Origin of the sequence: Streptomyces sp. 147326 (assembly GCF_045000215.1) — a bacterium.
Taxonomy (GTDB): Bacteria; Actinomycetota; Actinomycetes; order Streptomycetales; family Streptomycetaceae; genus Streptomyces.
This window is the reverse complement of the sequence record NZ_CP134201.1, coordinates 2,754,074-2,769,932: the sequence shown is the minus strand read 5'-3', so window position 1 is coordinate 2,769,932 and position 15,859 is coordinate 2,754,074. Positions and strand designations below refer to the sequence as shown.

The 15,859-nt window shown below is 70.6% G+C and carries 16 protein-coding genes and 1 riboswitch; of the genes, 11 read left to right on the top strand and 5 right to left on the bottom strand.

Features of this window, described 5'->3' with window-relative positions:
• Positions 1–48: 48 nt before the first annotated feature.
• Positions 49–885: an RNA polymerase sigma factor WhiG gene (gene whiG / locus RIU97_RS11955; protein WP_404956019.1), complete on the top strand. Its 837-nt coding sequence runs from the start codon at positions 49–51 to the stop codon at positions 883–885.
• A 52-nt stretch (positions 886–937) separates the two neighbouring features.
• Positions 938–1,495, top strand: coding sequence for a TetR/AcrR family transcriptional regulator (locus tag RIU97_RS11950; RefSeq protein WP_404962818.1), 558 nt, complete (start codon positions 938–940; stop codon positions 1,493–1,495).
• A gap of 9 nt (positions 1,496–1,504) precedes the next feature.
• On the opposite strand, the gene RIU97_RS11945 is transcribed toward RIU97_RS11950, so the two are convergent.
• On the bottom strand, positions 1,505–2,011 hold the full coding sequence (locus RIU97_RS11945; RefSeq protein WP_404956017.1) for a M23 family metallopeptidase: 507 nt from the start codon (positions 2,009–2,011) through the stop codon (positions 1,505–1,507).
• Between the two features lie 250 nt (positions 2,012–2,261).
• Here RIU97_RS11945 and rpsB point away from each other — a divergent pair, with 250 nt between their 5' ends.
• From rpsB to RIU97_RS11900, 9 genes are all read left to right on the top strand, one after another.
• Entirely contained in the window at positions 2,262–3,185 is a 924-nt protein-coding gene (gene rpsB / locus RIU97_RS11940) for a 30S ribosomal protein S2 (RefSeq protein ID WP_404956015.1), read from the top strand.
• A 135-nt stretch (positions 3,186–3,320) separates the two neighbouring features.
• The gene (gene tsf, locus RIU97_RS11935) at positions 3,321–4,157 is read left to right on the top strand and encodes a translation elongation factor Ts (RefSeq protein WP_030767128.1); all 837 of its coding nucleotides are present in this window, start codon (positions 3,321–3,323) and stop codon (positions 4,155–4,157) included.
• 162 nt (positions 4,158–4,319) lie between these two features.
• A complete protein-coding gene (pyrH, locus tag RIU97_RS11930) occupies positions 4,320–5,099 on the top strand; it encodes a UMP kinase (protein ID WP_404956012.1) in 780 nt (259 codons plus the stop codon).
• A gap of 85 nt (positions 5,100–5,184) precedes the next feature.
• The gene (gene frr / locus RIU97_RS11925; protein WP_031144133.1) at positions 5,185–5,742 is read left to right on the top strand and encodes a ribosome recycling factor; all 558 of its coding nucleotides are present in this window, start codon (positions 5,185–5,187) and stop codon (positions 5,740–5,742) included.
• Positions 5,742–6,818: a phosphatidate cytidylyltransferase gene (locus tag RIU97_RS11920; protein ID WP_404956009.1), complete on the top strand. Its 1,077-nt coding sequence runs from the start codon at positions 5,742–5,744 to the stop codon at positions 6,816–6,818. Before frr ends, RIU97_RS11920 begins: the two co-directional genes overlap by 1 nt.
• A 93-nt stretch (positions 6,819–6,911) precedes the next feature.
• Positions 6,912–8,024 (top strand): 23S rRNA (adenine(2503)-C(2))-methyltransferase RlmN, encoded by a 1,113-nt coding sequence (gene rlmN, locus RIU97_RS11915; RefSeq protein WP_073911009.1) that lies wholly within the window; start codon positions 6,912–6,914, stop codon positions 8,022–8,024.
• A 58-nt stretch (positions 8,025–8,082) separates the two neighbouring features.
• Positions 8,083–8,192, top strand: a riboswitch (TPP riboswitch).
• Between the two features lie 85 nt (positions 8,193–8,277).
• Entirely contained in the window at positions 8,278–9,360 is a 1,083-nt protein-coding gene (locus RIU97_RS11910) for a thiamine ABC transporter substrate binding subunit (protein ID WP_404956006.1), read from the top strand.
• Between the two features lie 95 nt (positions 9,361–9,455).
• Positions 9,456–11,072 carry an ABC transporter permease gene (locus RIU97_RS11905; RefSeq protein WP_404962817.1) on the top strand — a complete coding sequence of 539 codons (1,617 nt, stop codon included), beginning with the start codon at positions 9,456–9,458 and terminating at the stop codon, positions 11,070–11,072.
• A complete protein-coding gene (locus RIU97_RS11900) occupies positions 11,072–12,106 on the top strand; it encodes an ABC transporter ATP-binding protein (RefSeq protein WP_404956004.1) in 1,035 nt (344 codons plus the stop codon). The genes RIU97_RS11905 and RIU97_RS11900 overlap by 1 nt, the downstream gene beginning before the upstream one ends.
• Here the strand turns inward: RIU97_RS11900 and RIU97_RS11895 are convergent.
• The 4 genes from RIU97_RS11895 to RIU97_RS11880 form a co-directional block, all read right to left on the bottom strand.
• Complete coding sequence (locus tag RIU97_RS11895) at positions 12,103–13,353, bottom strand: cytochrome P450 (protein ID WP_404956002.1); 1,251 nt, start codon at positions 13,351–13,353, stop codon at positions 12,103–12,105. The two genes, RIU97_RS11900 and RIU97_RS11895, sit on opposite strands and share 4 nt — an antisense overlap.
• 60 nt (positions 13,354–13,413) lie before the next feature.
• The gene (locus tag RIU97_RS11890; protein WP_404956000.1) at positions 13,414–14,820 is read right to left on the bottom strand and encodes an NAD(P)/FAD-dependent oxidoreductase; all 1,407 of its coding nucleotides are present in this window, start codon (positions 14,818–14,820) and stop codon (positions 13,414–13,416) included.
• On the bottom strand, positions 14,817–15,080 hold the full coding sequence (locus tag RIU97_RS11885) for a ferredoxin (protein WP_404955998.1): 264 nt from the start codon (positions 15,078–15,080) through the stop codon (positions 14,817–14,819). The genes RIU97_RS11890 and RIU97_RS11885 overlap by 4 nt, the downstream gene beginning before the upstream one ends.
• A gap of 130 nt (positions 15,081–15,210) precedes the next feature.
• Complete coding sequence (locus tag RIU97_RS11880; RefSeq protein WP_404955996.1) at positions 15,211–15,843, bottom strand: hypothetical protein; 633 nt, start codon at positions 15,841–15,843, stop codon at positions 15,211–15,213.
• Between the last annotated feature and the right edge of the window lie 16 nt (positions 15,844–15,859).

Here is a 15,859-nt window from a genome sequence, read left to right as displayed (position 1 = left end):
TCCGTCACGCTACGCTCCCAAGGAATCCGGCTCCGGCAAAGGCGAAGCATGCCCCAGCACACCTCAGGGTCCGACCGCGCTGCGGTGCCCCCCGCTGCCCGCGGCAGCGTGCGGTCCACCGCGCCCTCGTCCCTGGAGGTGCTGTGGCGCTCGTACAAGGAAACGGGTGACGAGCGGCTGCGGGAGCAGTTGATCCTGCACTACTCGCCCCTGGTGAAGTACGTCGCCGGCCGCGTCAGCGTGGGCCTGCCGCCCAATGTGGAGCAGGCCGACTTCGTTTCCTCCGGGGTCTTCGGGCTGATCGACGCCATCGAGAAGTTCGACATCGACCGGTCGATCAAGTTCGAGACGTACGCGATCACCCGGATCCGCGGCGCGATGATCGACGAACTGCGGGCACTGGACTGGATCCCCCGCTCGGTCCGGCAGAAGGCACGGGCCGTGGAGCGGGCCTACGCCACGCTGGAGGCCCAGCTGCGGCGCACCCCGACGGAGAGCGAGGTCGCCGGGGAGATGGGCATCGGTGTGGAGGATCTCCACACCGTCTTCAGCCAGTTGTCCCTGGCGAACGTGGTCGCCCTGGAGGAGCTGCTGCACGTCGGCGGGGAGGGCGGCGACCGCCTCTCGCTGATGGACACCCTGGAGGACACCGCCGCCGACAACCCGGTGGAGGTGGCGGAGGACCGCGAACTGCGGCGCCTGCTGGCGCGGGCCATCAACACACTGCCCGAGCGGGAGAAGACGGTGGTGACCCTCTACTACTACGAGGGCCTCACCCTCGCCGAGATCGGCAACGTGCTGGGCGTCACCGAGAGCCGGGTCAGTCAGATCCACACCAAGTCCGTCCTGCAACTGCGCGCGAAGTTGGCAGATGTAGGACGGTGAGCTTGCGCCACCTCCGTAGAGTGGATGCGTGCCCAGGATTCGAGCGGCCTCCGTGGCCGAGCACCGGTCGATGCAGCGCGGCGCCCTCTTGGACGCCGCGCGTTCCCTGCTGTCCGAAGGCGGGACGGAGGCGCTGACCTTTCCCGCCCTCGCGGAGCGGACCGGCCTCGCCCGGTCCTCCGTGTACGAATACTTCCGCTCCCGCGCTGCCGTCGTCGAAGAGCTGTGCGCGGTGGACTTCCCCGTGTGGGCCGCCGAGATCGAGGCGGCGATGGAGCAGGCGCAGTCGCCGGAGGCGAAGATCGAGGCCTACGTGCGGAGCCAGCTGGGGCTGGTGGGGGACCGGCGGCACCGGGCGGTGGTGGCCATCTCGGCGAGCGAGCTGGACGCAGGGGCGCGGGAGAAGATCCGTGCGGCGCACGGCGGGCTCGTCGCGATGATCGTCGAGGCGCTGGCCGGCCTCGGGCAGTCGGAGCCGCGCCTCGCGGCGATGCTGCTGCAGGGGGTCGTGGATGCGGCCGTGCGACGCATCGAGCTCGGCGCGGCGGAGGATCCCGCCGTCGTGACGGAGGCGGCCGTGGCCATGGCCCTGCGGGGCGTGCGCGGCTGAGGGATCGCCTCAATCGCCGGCGGGGCCCAGAGTGCCGGGGCTGGCGGCCGGCAGTAGGCGGGGTGTCGGGCGGGGGACGAGTGTCAGGGGGTTGAGGTAGGTCTCGCCTGACAGGAGGCCCCAGTGGAGGCACGGGGCCGGACAGTGGGAGCCCTCTGCCAGGACCGCGACCACCTGGCCCGCCATGACCTGCTCGCCCTCCGCGACCAGCGGGCGGACCGGTTCGTAGGTCGTGCGCAGTCCGTTCGGGAGGGTCAGGGAGAGGACCCCGCGGCCCGCGACCTGCCCGGCGTAGTGGACCCGGCCCGGGCCGACCGCGCGGAGCTCCGCGCCCACCGGGGCGGACAGGTCCACGCCGCGGTGCCCGGCCGCGTACGGGGTCGGCGGCGGGTCCCACCAGCGGGCCACCGTCAGCGGTGCGGGCAGCGGGCGGGCCCCGGGAGGGGGTCCGGGAACGGGCCCGGGCAGGGCCGCCTGGGCCAGGGCGAGGAGCAGGCTGAGCAGCAGAGTCGTCATGGGACGTAGCGTCCCGCGCCCGTCCGCGGCCGCGAGCGGGCCTGTGGACGGTCCGGGCGCTGTGGACAACGGCGTCACCCGGCATACCGCCGGGTCCCGTACACTTCTTGTGGCGATCCGGGTCACCGGGTCGACTTCGCACGCCCCGGCACCAGCCCGAAACGGCCAGGTGACAGCGTCTCTCGGTCCCTCATGGGGGCAGGGCGCGGTGGGGCGTCAGGAACCAAACCGAGAAACCAAGGAGATGGCCATGGCCGTCGTCACGATGCGGGAGCTGCTGGAAAGCGGCGTCCACTTCGGTCACCAGACCCGCCGTTGGAACCCGAAGATGAAGCGCTTCATCTTCACGGAGCGCAACGGCATCTACATCATCGACCTGCTGCAGTCGCTGTCGTACATCGACCGCGCCTACGAGTTCGTGAAGGAGACCGTCGCGCACGGTGGCTCCATCATGTTCGTCGGTACCAAGAAGCAGGCCCAGGAGGCCATCGCCGAGCAGGCGACGCGCGTTGGTATGCCGTACGTCAACCAGCGGTGGCTGGGTGGCATGCTCACCAACTTCTCCACCGTCTACAAGCGCCTTCAGCGTCTGAAGGAGCTTGAGGCGATCGACTTCGAGGACGTCGCCGCCTCGGGTCTCACCAAGAAGGAGCTCCTGGTCCTCTCCCGCGAGAAGATCAAGCTGGAGAAGACCCTCGGTGGTATCCGCGAGATGTCGAAGGTTCCCAGCGCCGTCTGGATCGTCGACACCAAGAAGGAGCACATCGCCGTCGGTGAGGCGCGCAAGCTGCACATCCCGGTCGTCGCGATCCTCGACACCAACTGCGACCCCGACGAGGTCGACTACAAGATCCCGGGTAACGACGACGCGATCCGTTCCGTCACCCTGCTCACCCGCGTGATCGCCGACGCCGTCGCCGAGGGTCTCATCGCCCGCTCCGGCGCTGCGACCGGCGACTCGAAGCCGGGCGAGAAGGCCGCCGCCGAGCCGCTCGCCGAGTGGGAGCGCGACCTGCTCGAGGGTGACAAGAAGGCCGACGAGACCGAGGCCGCCCCGGCTGCCGAGGCCGTCGTCGAGGCTCCGGCCGCCGAGGCCACCGAGGCCACCGAGGCTGTCGAGGCCACCGAGGCTGTCGAGGCCCCGGCCGCCGACGCCGACGCCGAGCAGGCCTGACCCACTGAGAGCGCCCGGCGTTCACGCGCCGGGCACTCGCAGCACGGACGATGACGGCGGGGGAGCCGCGCCAAAAGCGCGGCGCCTCCGCCGTTCACCCGTAGATCTACGACTTCGAGAGAGAATCCCAGACTCATGGCGAACTACACCGCCGCTGACGTCAAGAAGCTCCGCGAGCTCACCGGCGTCGGCATGATGGACTGCAAGAACGCGCTGGTCGAGTCCGACGGCGACGTCGACAAGGCCATCGAGGCCCTCCGTATCAAGGGTCAGAAGGGCGTCGCCAAGCGCGAGGGCCGTTCTGCCGAGAACGGTGCCGTTGCCTCCCTCATCTCCGACGACAACACCTCCGGTGTTCTCGTCGAGCTGAAGTGCGAGACGGACTTCGTCGCCAAGGGTGACAAGTTCCAGGCGGTCACCAACGAGATCGCCGCGCACATCGCCGCGACCTCCCCGGCCGACATCGAGGCGCTGCTGGCGTCCGAGATCGAGCCCGGCAAGACCGTCCAGGCGTTCGTGGACGAGGCCAACGCCAACCTCGGCGAGAAGATCGTCCTGGACCGCTTCGCGCAGTTCACCGGCGGTTACGTTTCGGCGTACATGCACCGCACCATGCCCGACCTGCCGTTCCAGATCGGCGTCCTGGTCGAGCTGGACAAGGAGAACGCCGAGGTCGCCCGCGGCATCGCGCAGCACATCGCCGCGTTCTCCCCGCAGTGGCTGTCCGCCGAGGACGTTCCGGCCGAGAAGGTCGAGTCCGAGCGTCGTGTGGCCGAAGAGGTCACCCGCGCCGAGGGCAAGCCCGAGGCTGCCATCGCGAAGATCGTCGAGGGCCGTGTCAACGGCTTCTTCAAGGAGAACACCCTCCTTGGCCAGGCGTACGCGCTGGACAACAAGAAGTCCGTCCAGAAGGTCCTGGACGAGGCCGGTGTCACCCTGGTGCGCTTCTCGCGCATCAAGGTCGGCATCTGAGTCCGTCCGTACGCGACGGACACCGGACCCCGGTAGGGTCTGAGGCAGTCGTCCGCGCTCGCGCGAGGCGACCGCAGATCTGACGAGGAGGCCATTGCCGTAGAGGGAACCGCAAGGACCCACCGGCAATGGCCTTCTTCGTATGTGCACGAGGAGATCTCCATGAATCAGGGCGTGGACCCCCACACCGCATCCGACGACAAGAGCGACCGGGACAAGAAGGGCCGCCGCTTCATGCTGAAGCTGTCGGGCGAGGCCTTCTCAGGTGGCGGAGGACTGGGCGTCGACCCCGACGTCGTCCACGCCATCGCGCGTGAGATCGCCGCGGTGGTCCGCGACGGCGCGGAGATCGCCGTCGTGATCGGCGGCGGCAACTTCTTCCGCGGCGCCGAACTCCAGCAGCGTGGCATGGACCGGGCACGGTCCGACTACATGGGCATGCTCGGCACCGTCATGAACTGCCTCGCACTCCAGGACTTCCTGGAGAAGGAGGGCATCGACTCCCGCGTGCAGACCGCCATCACCATGGGCCAGGTCGCGGAGCCTTACATCCCGCTCCGTGCCGTGCGGCACCTGGAGAAGGGCCGCGTCGTCATCTTCGGCGCGGGCATGGGCATGCCCTACTTCTCCACCGACACCACGGCCGCCCAGCGGGCCCTGGAGATCGACGCCGAGGCCCTGCTCATGGGCAAGAACGGCGTCGACGGGGTCTACGACTCCGACCCGAAGAAGAACCCGGACGCGGTCAAGTTCGACGCGCTGGAGTACAGCGAGGTCCTCTCCCGCGACCTCAAGGTCGCCGACGCCACCGCGATCACGCTCTGCCGCGACAACAAGCTGCCGATCCTCGTGTTCGAGCTGCTCGCCGAGGGCAATATCGCCCGCGCCGTCAAGGGTGAGAAGATCGGCACGCTCGTCAGCGACCAGGAAACCCGGGCCTGAGCGGTCCGCTGCCGGACCGAGCCCGGACCGGCCCCGCCGGCCCCGCCCGCCTGAACCATCCATTCAAGACATGCAGGAGCACGTGGTGACCGAAGAGATCCTCCTCGAGGCCGAGGAGAAGATGGAAAAGGCCGTCGTCGTCGCCAAGGAAGACTTCGCCGCGATTCGCACCGGCCGTGCGCACCCGGCGATGTTCAACAAGATCGTGGCGGACTACTACGGTGCCATCACGCCCATCAACCAGCTCGCGTCCTTCTCGGTGCCCGAGCCGCGCATGGCGATCGTGACCCCGTTCGACAAGAGCGCCCTGCGCAACATCGAGCAGGCCATCCGCGACTCCGACCTCGGTGTCAACCCGAGCAACGACGGCAGCATCATCCGGGTGACCTTCCCCGAGCTGACGCAGGACCGCCGCAAGGAGTACATCAAGGTCGCCCGCACCAAGGCCGAGGACTCGAAGGTCTCCATCCGCGCCGTGCGCCGCAAGGCCAAGGACGCCCTCGACAAGCTCGTCAAGGACAAGGAAGCCGGCGAGGACGAGGTCCGTCGCGCGGAGAAGGAGCTCGACGACACCACCGCGAAGTACGTCGCGCAGGTGGACGAGCTCCTCAAGCACAAGGAAGCCGAGCTCCTCGAAGTCTGATGAACGACACTTCCTGGCAGCCGGAGCCGGTTCCGGCGGGTCCCGCATACGATGCGCAGGTGGGCCCGCACACTCGGCCCATGCCCATCGTGCCCGATGCCGCCGGCCGTGACTTCGACGACCGGGAAGCACGCGATCGGGGGGCCGCCCTGGACGGCGGCCCCCTCTTCCGCGCCGATACGCCGCCGCAGGAGCCCATGCCCAGCCCCCCGCCTCCGCATGCCCCGCAGCCGCAGGACGCCTCGCCCCCGCCGCCGAAGAAGCGCGCGGGCCGGGACCTGCGTGCCGCCATAGGGGTCGGTGTCGGTCTCGGCGCGGTGATCTTCGCCTCGCTGCTGATCGTCAAGGCGGTCTTCGTCGGCGTCATCGTCGTCGCGGTCGTCGTGGGCCTGTGGGAGCTCACCTCCCGGATGCAGGAGAAGAAGGGCATCAAGGCCCCCCTGGTCCCGCTCGCGGTCGGCGGCGCGGCCATGGTCATCGCCGGCTACGTCCGGGGGGCCGAGGGTGCCTGGGTCGCCATGGCCCTGACCGTGCTGGCGGTCCTGGTGTGGCGGATGACCGAACCGCCCGAGGACTACCTCAAGGACGTCACCGCGGGTGCCTTCGCGGCGTTCTACGTGCCCTTCCTGGCCACCTTCGTCGCGATGCTGCTCACGGCTGACGACGGCTCCCGGCGGGTGATCACGTTCCTGCTCCTGACCGTGGTCAGCGACACCGGGGCCTATGCGGTGGGCTGGCGCTTCGGGAAGAACAAGCTCGCGCCGCGCATCAGCCCCGGAAAGACCCGCGAGGGGCTCTTCGGCGCGGTGGCCTTCGCGATGGCGGCCGGCGCGCTGTGCATGGAGTTCCTGATCGACGGCGGCGCCTGGTGGCAGGGCCTGCTGCTCGGCCTCGCGGTCGCGGTCAGTGCCACCTTGGGCGACCTCGGCGAATCGATGATCAAGCGCGACCTGGGGATCAAGGACATGGGCACCCTGCTGCCCGGCCATGGCGGCATCATGGACCGGCTCGATTCCCTGCTGCCGACGGCGCCGGTGGTCTGGCTGCTCCTGGCGGCCTTCGTGGGCACGGACTGACCTGCGCAAAGGCGGCGTGTGACGCCGGGCGGTTACTCTTGAAAGGCGCGCTGCTTCTGCGGCGCGCCTTTCGTCTTACAAGGAGTACCTGCCATGGCCCGCCCCGTTCCGGGAGAGCTCACCTTCGTCGCCCCTCGCGGGGCCAAGAAGCCGCCCCGGCACCTCGCCGACATGACCCCGGCCGAGCGCCGTGAGGCGGTCGCCGCGATCGGCGAGAAGCCGTTCCGGGCCAAGCAGCTCTCTCAGCACTACTTCGCGCGCTACGCGCACGACCCGGCCGAGTGGACCGACATCCCGGCGGGCTCGCGGGAGAAGCTCCAGCAGGAGCTGCTCCCCGACCTGATGAACGTCATCCGCCACATCAGCTGTGACGACGACACCACGCGCAAGACCCTGTGGAAGCTGCACGACGGCACGCTCGTCGAGTCCGTGCTGATGCGCTACCCCGACCGGGTCACCATGTGCATCTCCTCGCAGGCCGGCTGCGGCATGAACTGTCCGTTCTGCGCCACCGGCCAGGCGGGCCTCGACCGCAACCTCTCCACCGCCGAGATCGTGCACCAGATCGTCGACGGCATGCGCGCGCTGCGCGACGGCGAGGTCCCCGGCGGCCCGGCGCGGCTGTCGAACATCGTCTTCATGGGCATGGGCGAGCCGCTGGCCAACTACAACCGCGTGGTCGGCGCCATCCGCCGGCTCACCGACCCCGAGCCCGACGGCCTGGGCCTGTCGCAGCGCGGCATCACCGTCTCCACCGTCGGCCTGGTCCCGGCCATGCTGCGGTTCGCCGACGAGGGCTTCAAGTGCCGTCTCGCCGTCTCGCTGCACGCGCCCGACGACGAGCTGCGCGACACCCTGGTCCCCGTGAACACCCGCTGGAACGTCCGCGAGGTGCTCGGCGCGGCCTGGGAGTACGCGGAGAAGTCCGGCCGCCGGATCTCCATCGAGTACGCCCTGATCCGCGACATCAACGACCAGGCCTGGCGTGGTGACCTGCTGGGCAAGCTGCTCAAGGGCAAGCGCGTCCACGTCAACCTGATCCCGCTGAACCCCACGCCCGGCTCGAAGTGGACCGCCTCGCGGCCCGAGGACGAGAAGGCCTTCGTGGAGGCCATCGCCCGCCACGGCGTGCCCGTGACCGTACGCGACACCCGCGGTCAGGAGATCGACGGCGCATGCGGCCAGCTCGCGGCCTCGGAGCGCTAGGTTCCGGTCAGCGGAGGTCATATTCGGCCACGGGGTACCCTGTGGCCGAACCAATTTCATATTCCGACAGGGGAGCGCCACAGCGCTGAGAGTGCGGTATCCGTCATCCGCAGACCCTCTGAACCTCGCCCCGGTCATTCGGGGTAGGAAGTTCGGTCACCACTCAAGCTGTTGCGCCCTGCCCGGCGTCCGCTCCCACAGAGCGCCGGGCAGGGCCGCGTCTTCTCCTGGACATCCCAGGAGGAATTCACCAGTGAGCACCACCAAGAAGATCGCGGGCGCCGCGCTCGCGGCCGCGCTGGGCGTCACCACGCTCAGCGCCTGCGGCGACTCCGACGACAAGTCCGCGGGCACGTCCGACAAGACCGTCACGCTCGTCTCCCACGACTCCTTCAACGTGACCGACACGGTCCTCAAGGAGTTCGAGCAGCAGAGCGGCTACACCGTCAAGGTGCTGAAGTCCGGAGACGCGGGCGCGGCGCTGAACCAGGAGATCCTCACCAAGGGCTCCCCGCGCGGCGACGTGTTCTTCGGCGTGGACAACACCCTGCTCTCGCGCGCCCTCGACAACGGCATCTTCACGGCGTACGAGGCCAAGGGCCTGGACGCGGTCAAGCCCGAGTACGTGCTCGACAAGGAGCACCGGGTCACCCCGATCGACTCCGGCGACATCTGCGTCAACTACGACAAGGCGTACTTCGCCGACAAGAAGATCGCCCCGCCGCAGACGCTGGACGACCTGATCAAGCCGGAGTACAAGAACCTCCTGGTCACCGAGAACGCCGCGACCTCCTCGCCCGGCCTCGGCTTCCTCCTCGCCTCCGTCGGCAAGTACGGCGAGGACGGCTGGAAGGACTACTGGAGCAAGCTCAAGGCCAACGGCGTCGAGGTCGTCGACGGCTGGGAACAGGCCTACAACGAGCGCTTCTCCGGCTCCGCGGGCGGCAAGAAGGCCAAGGGCGACCGCCCGCTGGTCGTCTCCTACGCCTCCAGCCCGCCGGTCGAGGTGCTGTACGGCGAGCCCCAGCCGGCCGAGGCCCCGACCGGCGTCTCCACCAGTACCTGCTTCCGCCAGATCGAGTTCGCGGGCCTGCTGAAGGGCGCGAAGAACGAGGAGGGCGGCAAGGCCCTGCTGGACTTCCTGGTCAGCAAGAAGTTCCAGGAGGACATGCCGCTCCAGATGTTCGTGAACCCCGTGACGAAGGACGCGGCCCTGCCGGAGCTGTTCACCAAGCACGGAGCGGTGGTCGAGAAGCCGGAGAACGTGGCTCCCGAGACCATCGCCAAGAACCGTGAGCAGTGGGTCAAGGCATGGACCTCGCTCGTCGTGAAGTAGGCGGCACCAAGGGGCCGGGCGCGGCGTCGGGGGGCGCCGCGCCCGGCCCCGGCCCCCACCGGGGCGGCCGGGCGACCGCCGCACGGCTCGCCCTGATGGCCTTGCCCCTGGCCTTCTTCGGGCTGTTCTTCGCCTACCCCGTCGCCTCGATCGTCGGGCGTGGCCTCAAGACCGACGAGGGCTGGCAGTTCGGCCGGATCGGCGAGGTGCTGACCCGGCCCGACATCGCCGGCGTGCTGTGGTTCACCACCTGGCAGGCGCTCGCCTCCACCGTCCTCACGCTGCTGATCGCGCTCCCCGGCGCGTACGTCTTCGCGCGCTTCGAGTTCCCCGGCAAGCAATTGCTGCGGGCCGTGGTGACCGTTCCCTTCGTGCTGCCGACCGTGGTCGTCGGCACCGCCTTCCTCGCGCTGCTGGGACGCGGCGGGCTGATGGACGAGACGATGGGGGTCCGGCTCGACACCACCGTCTGGGCGATCCTCCTCGCCCACGTCTTCTTCAACTACGCGGTCATCGTCCGCACCGTCGGCGGGCTGTGGGCGCAGCTCGATCCGCGCCAGGAGGAAGCCGCCCGGGTGCTGGGCGCCGGCCGGTTCGCCGCCTGGCGGCGCGTGACGCTGCCCGCGCTGGCCCCGTCGGTGGCCGCGGCCTCGCTGATGGTCTTCCTGTTCACCTTCAGCTCCTTCGGCGTCGTCCTGATCCTGGGCGGGCCCGCGTACTCCACCCTGGAGGTGGAGGTCTACCGGCAGACCGCGCAGCTCCTGGACCTGTCGACGGCCGCCGTGCTGACGATGGTGCAGTTCGCCGCGGTCGGCGCGATCCTCGCCGTGCACGCCTGGACCGTGCGCCGGCGCGAGACCGCGCTGCGGCTGGTGGACCCGGGCCGCGCCACGCACCGGCCGCGCGGCTGGGCGCAGCGCTCTCTGCTGGGCGGGGTCCTGTCGACCATCGCGCTGCTGATCGTGGCGCCGCTGGCCGTGCTGGTCGAGCGGTCCTTCGATGCTCCCGGCGGATACGGCTTCGGCTTCTACCGGGCGCTGCAGGACGCGGGCGCCGGCGGCGGAACCTTCCTGGTGCCGCCGCTGGAAGCGATCTGGAACTCCCTCCAGTACGCCCTCGCCGCCACCGCGATCGCCCTGTTCATCGGGGGACTGGCGGCCGCGGCACTGACCCGGCGCGCGGGCACCTTCGTACGCGGCTTCGACGCGCTGCTGATGCTGCCGCTCGGGGTGTCCGCCGTGACGGTGGGCTTCGGCTTCCTGATCACCCTGGACGAGCCGCCGCTGGACCTGCGGACCTCGTGGATCCTGGTGCCGCTCGCGCAGGCGCTGGTGGGCGTGCCCTTCGTCGTACGGACCATGCTGCCGGTGCTGCGCGCGGTGGACGGGCGGCTGCGGGAGGCGGCCGCCGTGCTCGGCGCGTCGCCGCTGCGGGCCTGGCGGGAGGTGGACCTGCCGCTGGTGCGGCGGGCGCTGCTGATCGCGGCCGGATTCGCCTTCGCCGTGTCGCTGGGGGAGTTCGGCGCGACCGTCTTCATCGCGCGGCCGGACCAGCCGACGCTGCCGGTGGCCGTGGCACGGCTGCTGGGGCGGGCCGGCGAGATGAACTACGGGCAGGCGATGGCCCTGAGCACGATTCTGATGCTGGTGTGCGCGGTGTCCCTGCTGGTGCTGGAGCGACTGCGGCCCGACAAGACCTCCGGAGAGTTCTGATGACACTGCTTCAGCTGGAAGGGGTGTCGGTCCGGTTCGGTGAGCGCGCGGTCGTCGACTCCGTGGACCTCGCGGTCGCCGAGCACGAGATCGTGTGCGTACTGGGCCCGAGCGGGAGCGGGAAGTCCACGCTGCTGCGGGTCGTCGCCGGGCTCCAGCAGGTGTCCGCGGGCCGGGTGCTGCTGGGCGGGGACGACCAGGCCGGCGTACCCGTGCACCGGCGGGGCGTGGGCCTGATGTTCCAGGACCACCAGCTCTTCCCGCACCGCGACGTCGGCGCGAACGTCTCCTTCGGCCTGCGGATGCGCGGTGGCGGGCGGGCCTCGTACGCGTCCCGGGTCGCGGAACTGCTGGAACTGGTCGGGCTCCCCGGCGCCCAGGGCCGGGCGGTGGCCTCCCTGTCGGGCGGCGAGCAGCAGCGGGTGGCACTGGCCCGGGCACTGGCGCCGTCGCCGCGGCTGCTGATGCTGGACGAACCGCTGGGACAGCTGGACCGCGGGCTGCGGGAGCGCCTCGTGGTGGAGCTCCGGCAGCTGTTCGCCCGGCTGGGCACGACGGTGCTCGCCGTCACGCACGACCAGGGGGAGGCCTTCGCACTGGCCGACCGGGTGGTGGTGATGCGGGACGGCCGGATCGCGCAGGCCGGGACCCCGCTGCAGGTGTGGCAGCGGCCCGCGTCGGAGTTCGTGGCGCGGTTCCTCGGCTTCGAGAACGTGGTCCCGGCCGTGGTCTCGGGCACGGCGGCCGGGACCCCGTGGGGCAAGGTCCCGGTGCCGGAGGGATCCCCCGACGGGGAGCAGCGGCTGCTGATCCGCCCGGCCGGGGTGGTGCTCTGCGCGGCGGGCCTGCGGTGCGAGGTGGTGTCCCGCACCTTCCGCGGCACGCACGTCGCGCTGCTGCTGCGGCCGGAGGCGGGGCCGGTCCTGGAGGCGGAGTGCGGGCTGGAGGGGGCGCCGGCCGCGGGGGACCGGGTCGCGGTGACCTTCACCCCGTCCGAGGTCGTCGTCCTCCCGGCGGACCCGGGGCAGCCCTAGGGGCGGATGCCGTCGCAGGCGATCGGCAGGTGGCGCGGGCCGCGCAGGACCGCGTTCTGACGGTACGGCGGCGGGTCCTCCAGCAGCCGGGGGTTCTCCAGCCGGCGGGCGAGTTCGCTCAGCGCGAGCTGGGCCTCCTGGCGGGCGAGCGGTGCCCCGAAGCAGCTGTGGATGCCGCTGCCGAGGCCGAGGTGCTGGATGTCCTTGCGGTCGGGGTCGAAGCGGTCCGGGTTCTCGAACCGCTTCGGGTCACGGTTCCCGGAGGCCAGGATCAGCCACAGGGAGGCGCCCTTGGGGATGGTGACGCCGGCGACCTCGATGTCGCAGAGGGTGCTGCGCTGGGGGAGCAGCTGCACGGGCGGCTCGTACCGCAGCAGCTCCTCGACGATGGGGACGGACAGGCCGGGGTCCTCGCGGAGCCTCTCGAGGACGTCCGGGTGGCGCAGCAGGGTCAGCATGCCGTTGGTGATGAGGTTGACCGTGGTCTCGTGGCCCGCGATCAGCAGCAGCGCGGAGGTGCTGAGCGCCTCCATGGTGGTCATCGATCCGTCCGGGCCGTCATCGGTCGCCAGCTGGGACAGCATGTCGTCGCCCGGGTTCTTGCGGCGCTCCTCGATCAGCCCGGCCAGGTACATGCCCAGTTCCATCCGGGCGTCCATCGCGCCCTTGCCGTGCTGGGTGGGGTCCGCGTCCGGGTCCGGGTCCAGGCTCGCGGCGAGGGTCTCCGCCCAGACGTGGAACTGGGGCTCGTCCTCGCGGGGCACGCCGAGCAGCCGGCAGATGACCGTGACCGGGAAGGGGTACGCGAACTGGTCCACCAGATCGACCCGGTCCAGGTTCCCGGTGGTGGCGACGGAGTCGATGAGCCCGGAGACGAGCCCGCCGAGTTCGTCGCGCATGTCGTGCACCCGGTGGGGGGAGTGCGGCGGCCCGAACGGCCGGTTCGTCATCCGCCGCAGGCGGTCGTGGTCCGGCGGGTCGAGCTTGAGGAAGGACGGCGGCAGGGCCGTCCCCGACCCCTCGTCCTCGGCTTGGCCCAGCGGGTCGTCCCCGGTCGACTTCAGGTTCTTGGCGTCGGAACTGATCCGCGGGTCGTGCAGGAGGCTCTGGATCTCGTAGTACGTGCTGACCACGTACGGGCCGTCCCCGTCGTGGGACACCGGGGTCTTGCGGAGCTCCTCGTACAGCGGATACGGATTCGCGCGGTTCGCGTAGTCGATGATCTCCCGCAGGAGGGCTTGTGTCATGACGGGGCCTCGTGATCCTCGTGATCCTCGGGGGAGGGCGCGGTGCGGTCTCGGACGCGGTCAGGGGCGCGCTGGGACGAAGGTCATCTTCCGGTCGGCCGGCGAGTAGCCGCTGAGGGTGATGGTCGGTCCGTGCGTCGGCACCGAGGGGTCCGGGAAGTCCGCCGGTACCGCCTTGTTCCCCTCCGGCCTGCGGTCCACCGTGGAGTACTCCGGGGGGAACGGCGCGGTGCTCTCGATCTGGTGCTCGTAGAACGGGAGCCAACGGCAGTTGTCGAAGGTCACGGCGGCGATCACGCGCCCCTGGTACCCGTACACGGCCGCGAACCGGCGCTCCGCGAGCGAGCCCTGCGTGACGAGGAGTTCGGTCCCCATCGGCGGTACCCCCACCGACTTGATGTTCACCCCGAACTGGGAGGACCAGAACGCCGGCACCCACAGGTGGGGGCGGCGGTCCGCGCTCTCGCTGAGCATGTTGTGCGCGGCGGTGTCGGCCTGTGCGACGGCGTTGCCCCAGTGCTCCAGGGACAGGAACTGGTAGCCGAACAGCGCGTGCGGGGAACGTGCCACGTCACCCGCCACGTAGATGTCATCGGTGACGATGCCGCGGATGTCGAAGGCCCGGCAGCCCGCGTCGCAGGCGATGCCGCGGGGGCCCGCACCCAGTCCGGACCCGGCGAGCCACTCGGTGTTGCGCTGCGCACCGAGCCCGACGACCACCACATCGGCCTCGACGGTGGACCCGTCGGAGAAATGGGCGGCGCGGACGCGTCCGGCGGGGTCGCCCTCCAGCCCGGTCACCATGACCCCGGTGCGCAGGTCCACCCCGTTCTCGCGGTGCATCTCGGCCGCGACCTCGCCGATCACCCCGCCGAGCGCGCCGACCAGCGGCGCCGCGCCCCGTTCCGCGACGGTGACGTCCAGGCCGCGTTCCCGGCAGGCGGAGGCGATCTCGGAACCGGTGAAGCCGGCTCCGATGACGAGCACCCGGCGGGGGCCGGCGGCGAGGGCCTGTTGCAGTCCTTCGCCGTCGTCGCGGGTGCGCAGGACGAATACTCCCCTGAGGGCGCCCTCCTCCTCGTTGGGCCAGGGCCGCGCCCGGACACCCGTGGCGATCAGCAGACGGTCGTACTCCACCTCGTCGCCGTTGCCGAGCCGGACCCGGCGGGCTGCCATGTCCAGGCCCGTGGCGGGGACCCCGAGGCGCCAGTCGGCGTCGATCGCCCGGCGGCGGGGGAGCGCCGTGTGGTCCGCCACCGCGTTGCCCAGCAGGACCTGCTTGGACAGCGGGGGCCGGTCGTAGGGCTCGTACGGTTCGTCGCCGATCATCGTGAGCGAACCGGCGAAGCCCTTCTCCCGCATGGTCTCGGCCGCACGCAGACCCGCCAGCGAGGCGCCTACGACGACGATGCGGCCCTCGCGCTTGAGCCGCTCCAGGGCCCCGTCGCGCGTTCCCTCACCAGTCACCGCGCGCCTCCGGAACCGGAGCCGGCTCCGGCCACCGCATCCGGGGCCGGCACGTTCGCCATGTCCTCGTCGGTCAGTTCGAGGAGGATCGCACCGACCGGACAGGCGGCCACGGCGCGTTCGACGTTCTCGCGCTGCTCGGCAGCCGCCTCCGGGTTGTAGAGCAGCGACTCGTCGCCGTGCATGGCGAACACGTCGGGTGCGAGGAATGCGCACTGGGCGTATCCCTGGCATCGGTTGAGGTCGACGACAAGCCTCATGACGGTTCTGCCTTTCCCTCGGCTGGGTACCCCGTCACCCCCCAAACCCCCGGTCCTCCCTCTTCACCTCAGGATGCATGCGGGGCCCCGAGACTGCCTGCCGGAGTACGGATCCCCAGGTCAGCAGCGGTCAGGGCGGCCCGGAGCGGGTCGTGGGGGCGGTACCGCGCCGGGCGCGCAGGATGTGCACGCTGATGATCAGAGCCCAGGCCGGGAAGAGCAGCTCGGACCAGGGCACGCCGGAACCCACCACGATCAGGACCAGGCCGACGACGGTGCCCAGCAGGGCCAGAGACCGCGGGAAGACGCCGAGCAGCCGCCCGATGGTCGAGGTCGCGAGGACGAAGACGGCCGCCATCCGCATGGCGTACGTCGCGAGGAGCGTGTAGGCGTAGTGGCGGCCGAAGTCGGAGGGCGTGGCCTCGTTCAGCACGGTGCCCGCGGCCGCGGCCGCGGCGAACAGCGTGGCCACGAAGACGAATCCGCTGCCGAGGAACACGGTGGCGACGAACCGGTCCTCGGCCTCACCCGTGTGCGCGCGCAGGGCGCCCATGAACCAGAGGAAGAAGATGCCCGCGAAGGGCACGATCTCCAGGGCCACCCGGACCGCCCAGCGCTTGTCCGGGTCGACGGCCGCGTCGGCGGCGTCGCCGGGAACGGCGATCCGCATCAGGACGATCGCCACCCCGAGCAGCAGGGCGAAGCCGACTCCGGCCATTCCGGCGGCGCGCGGTGTCTTCAGCCGATCGGTCGTGGGCTCCATACCGCCCTCGCTCTCT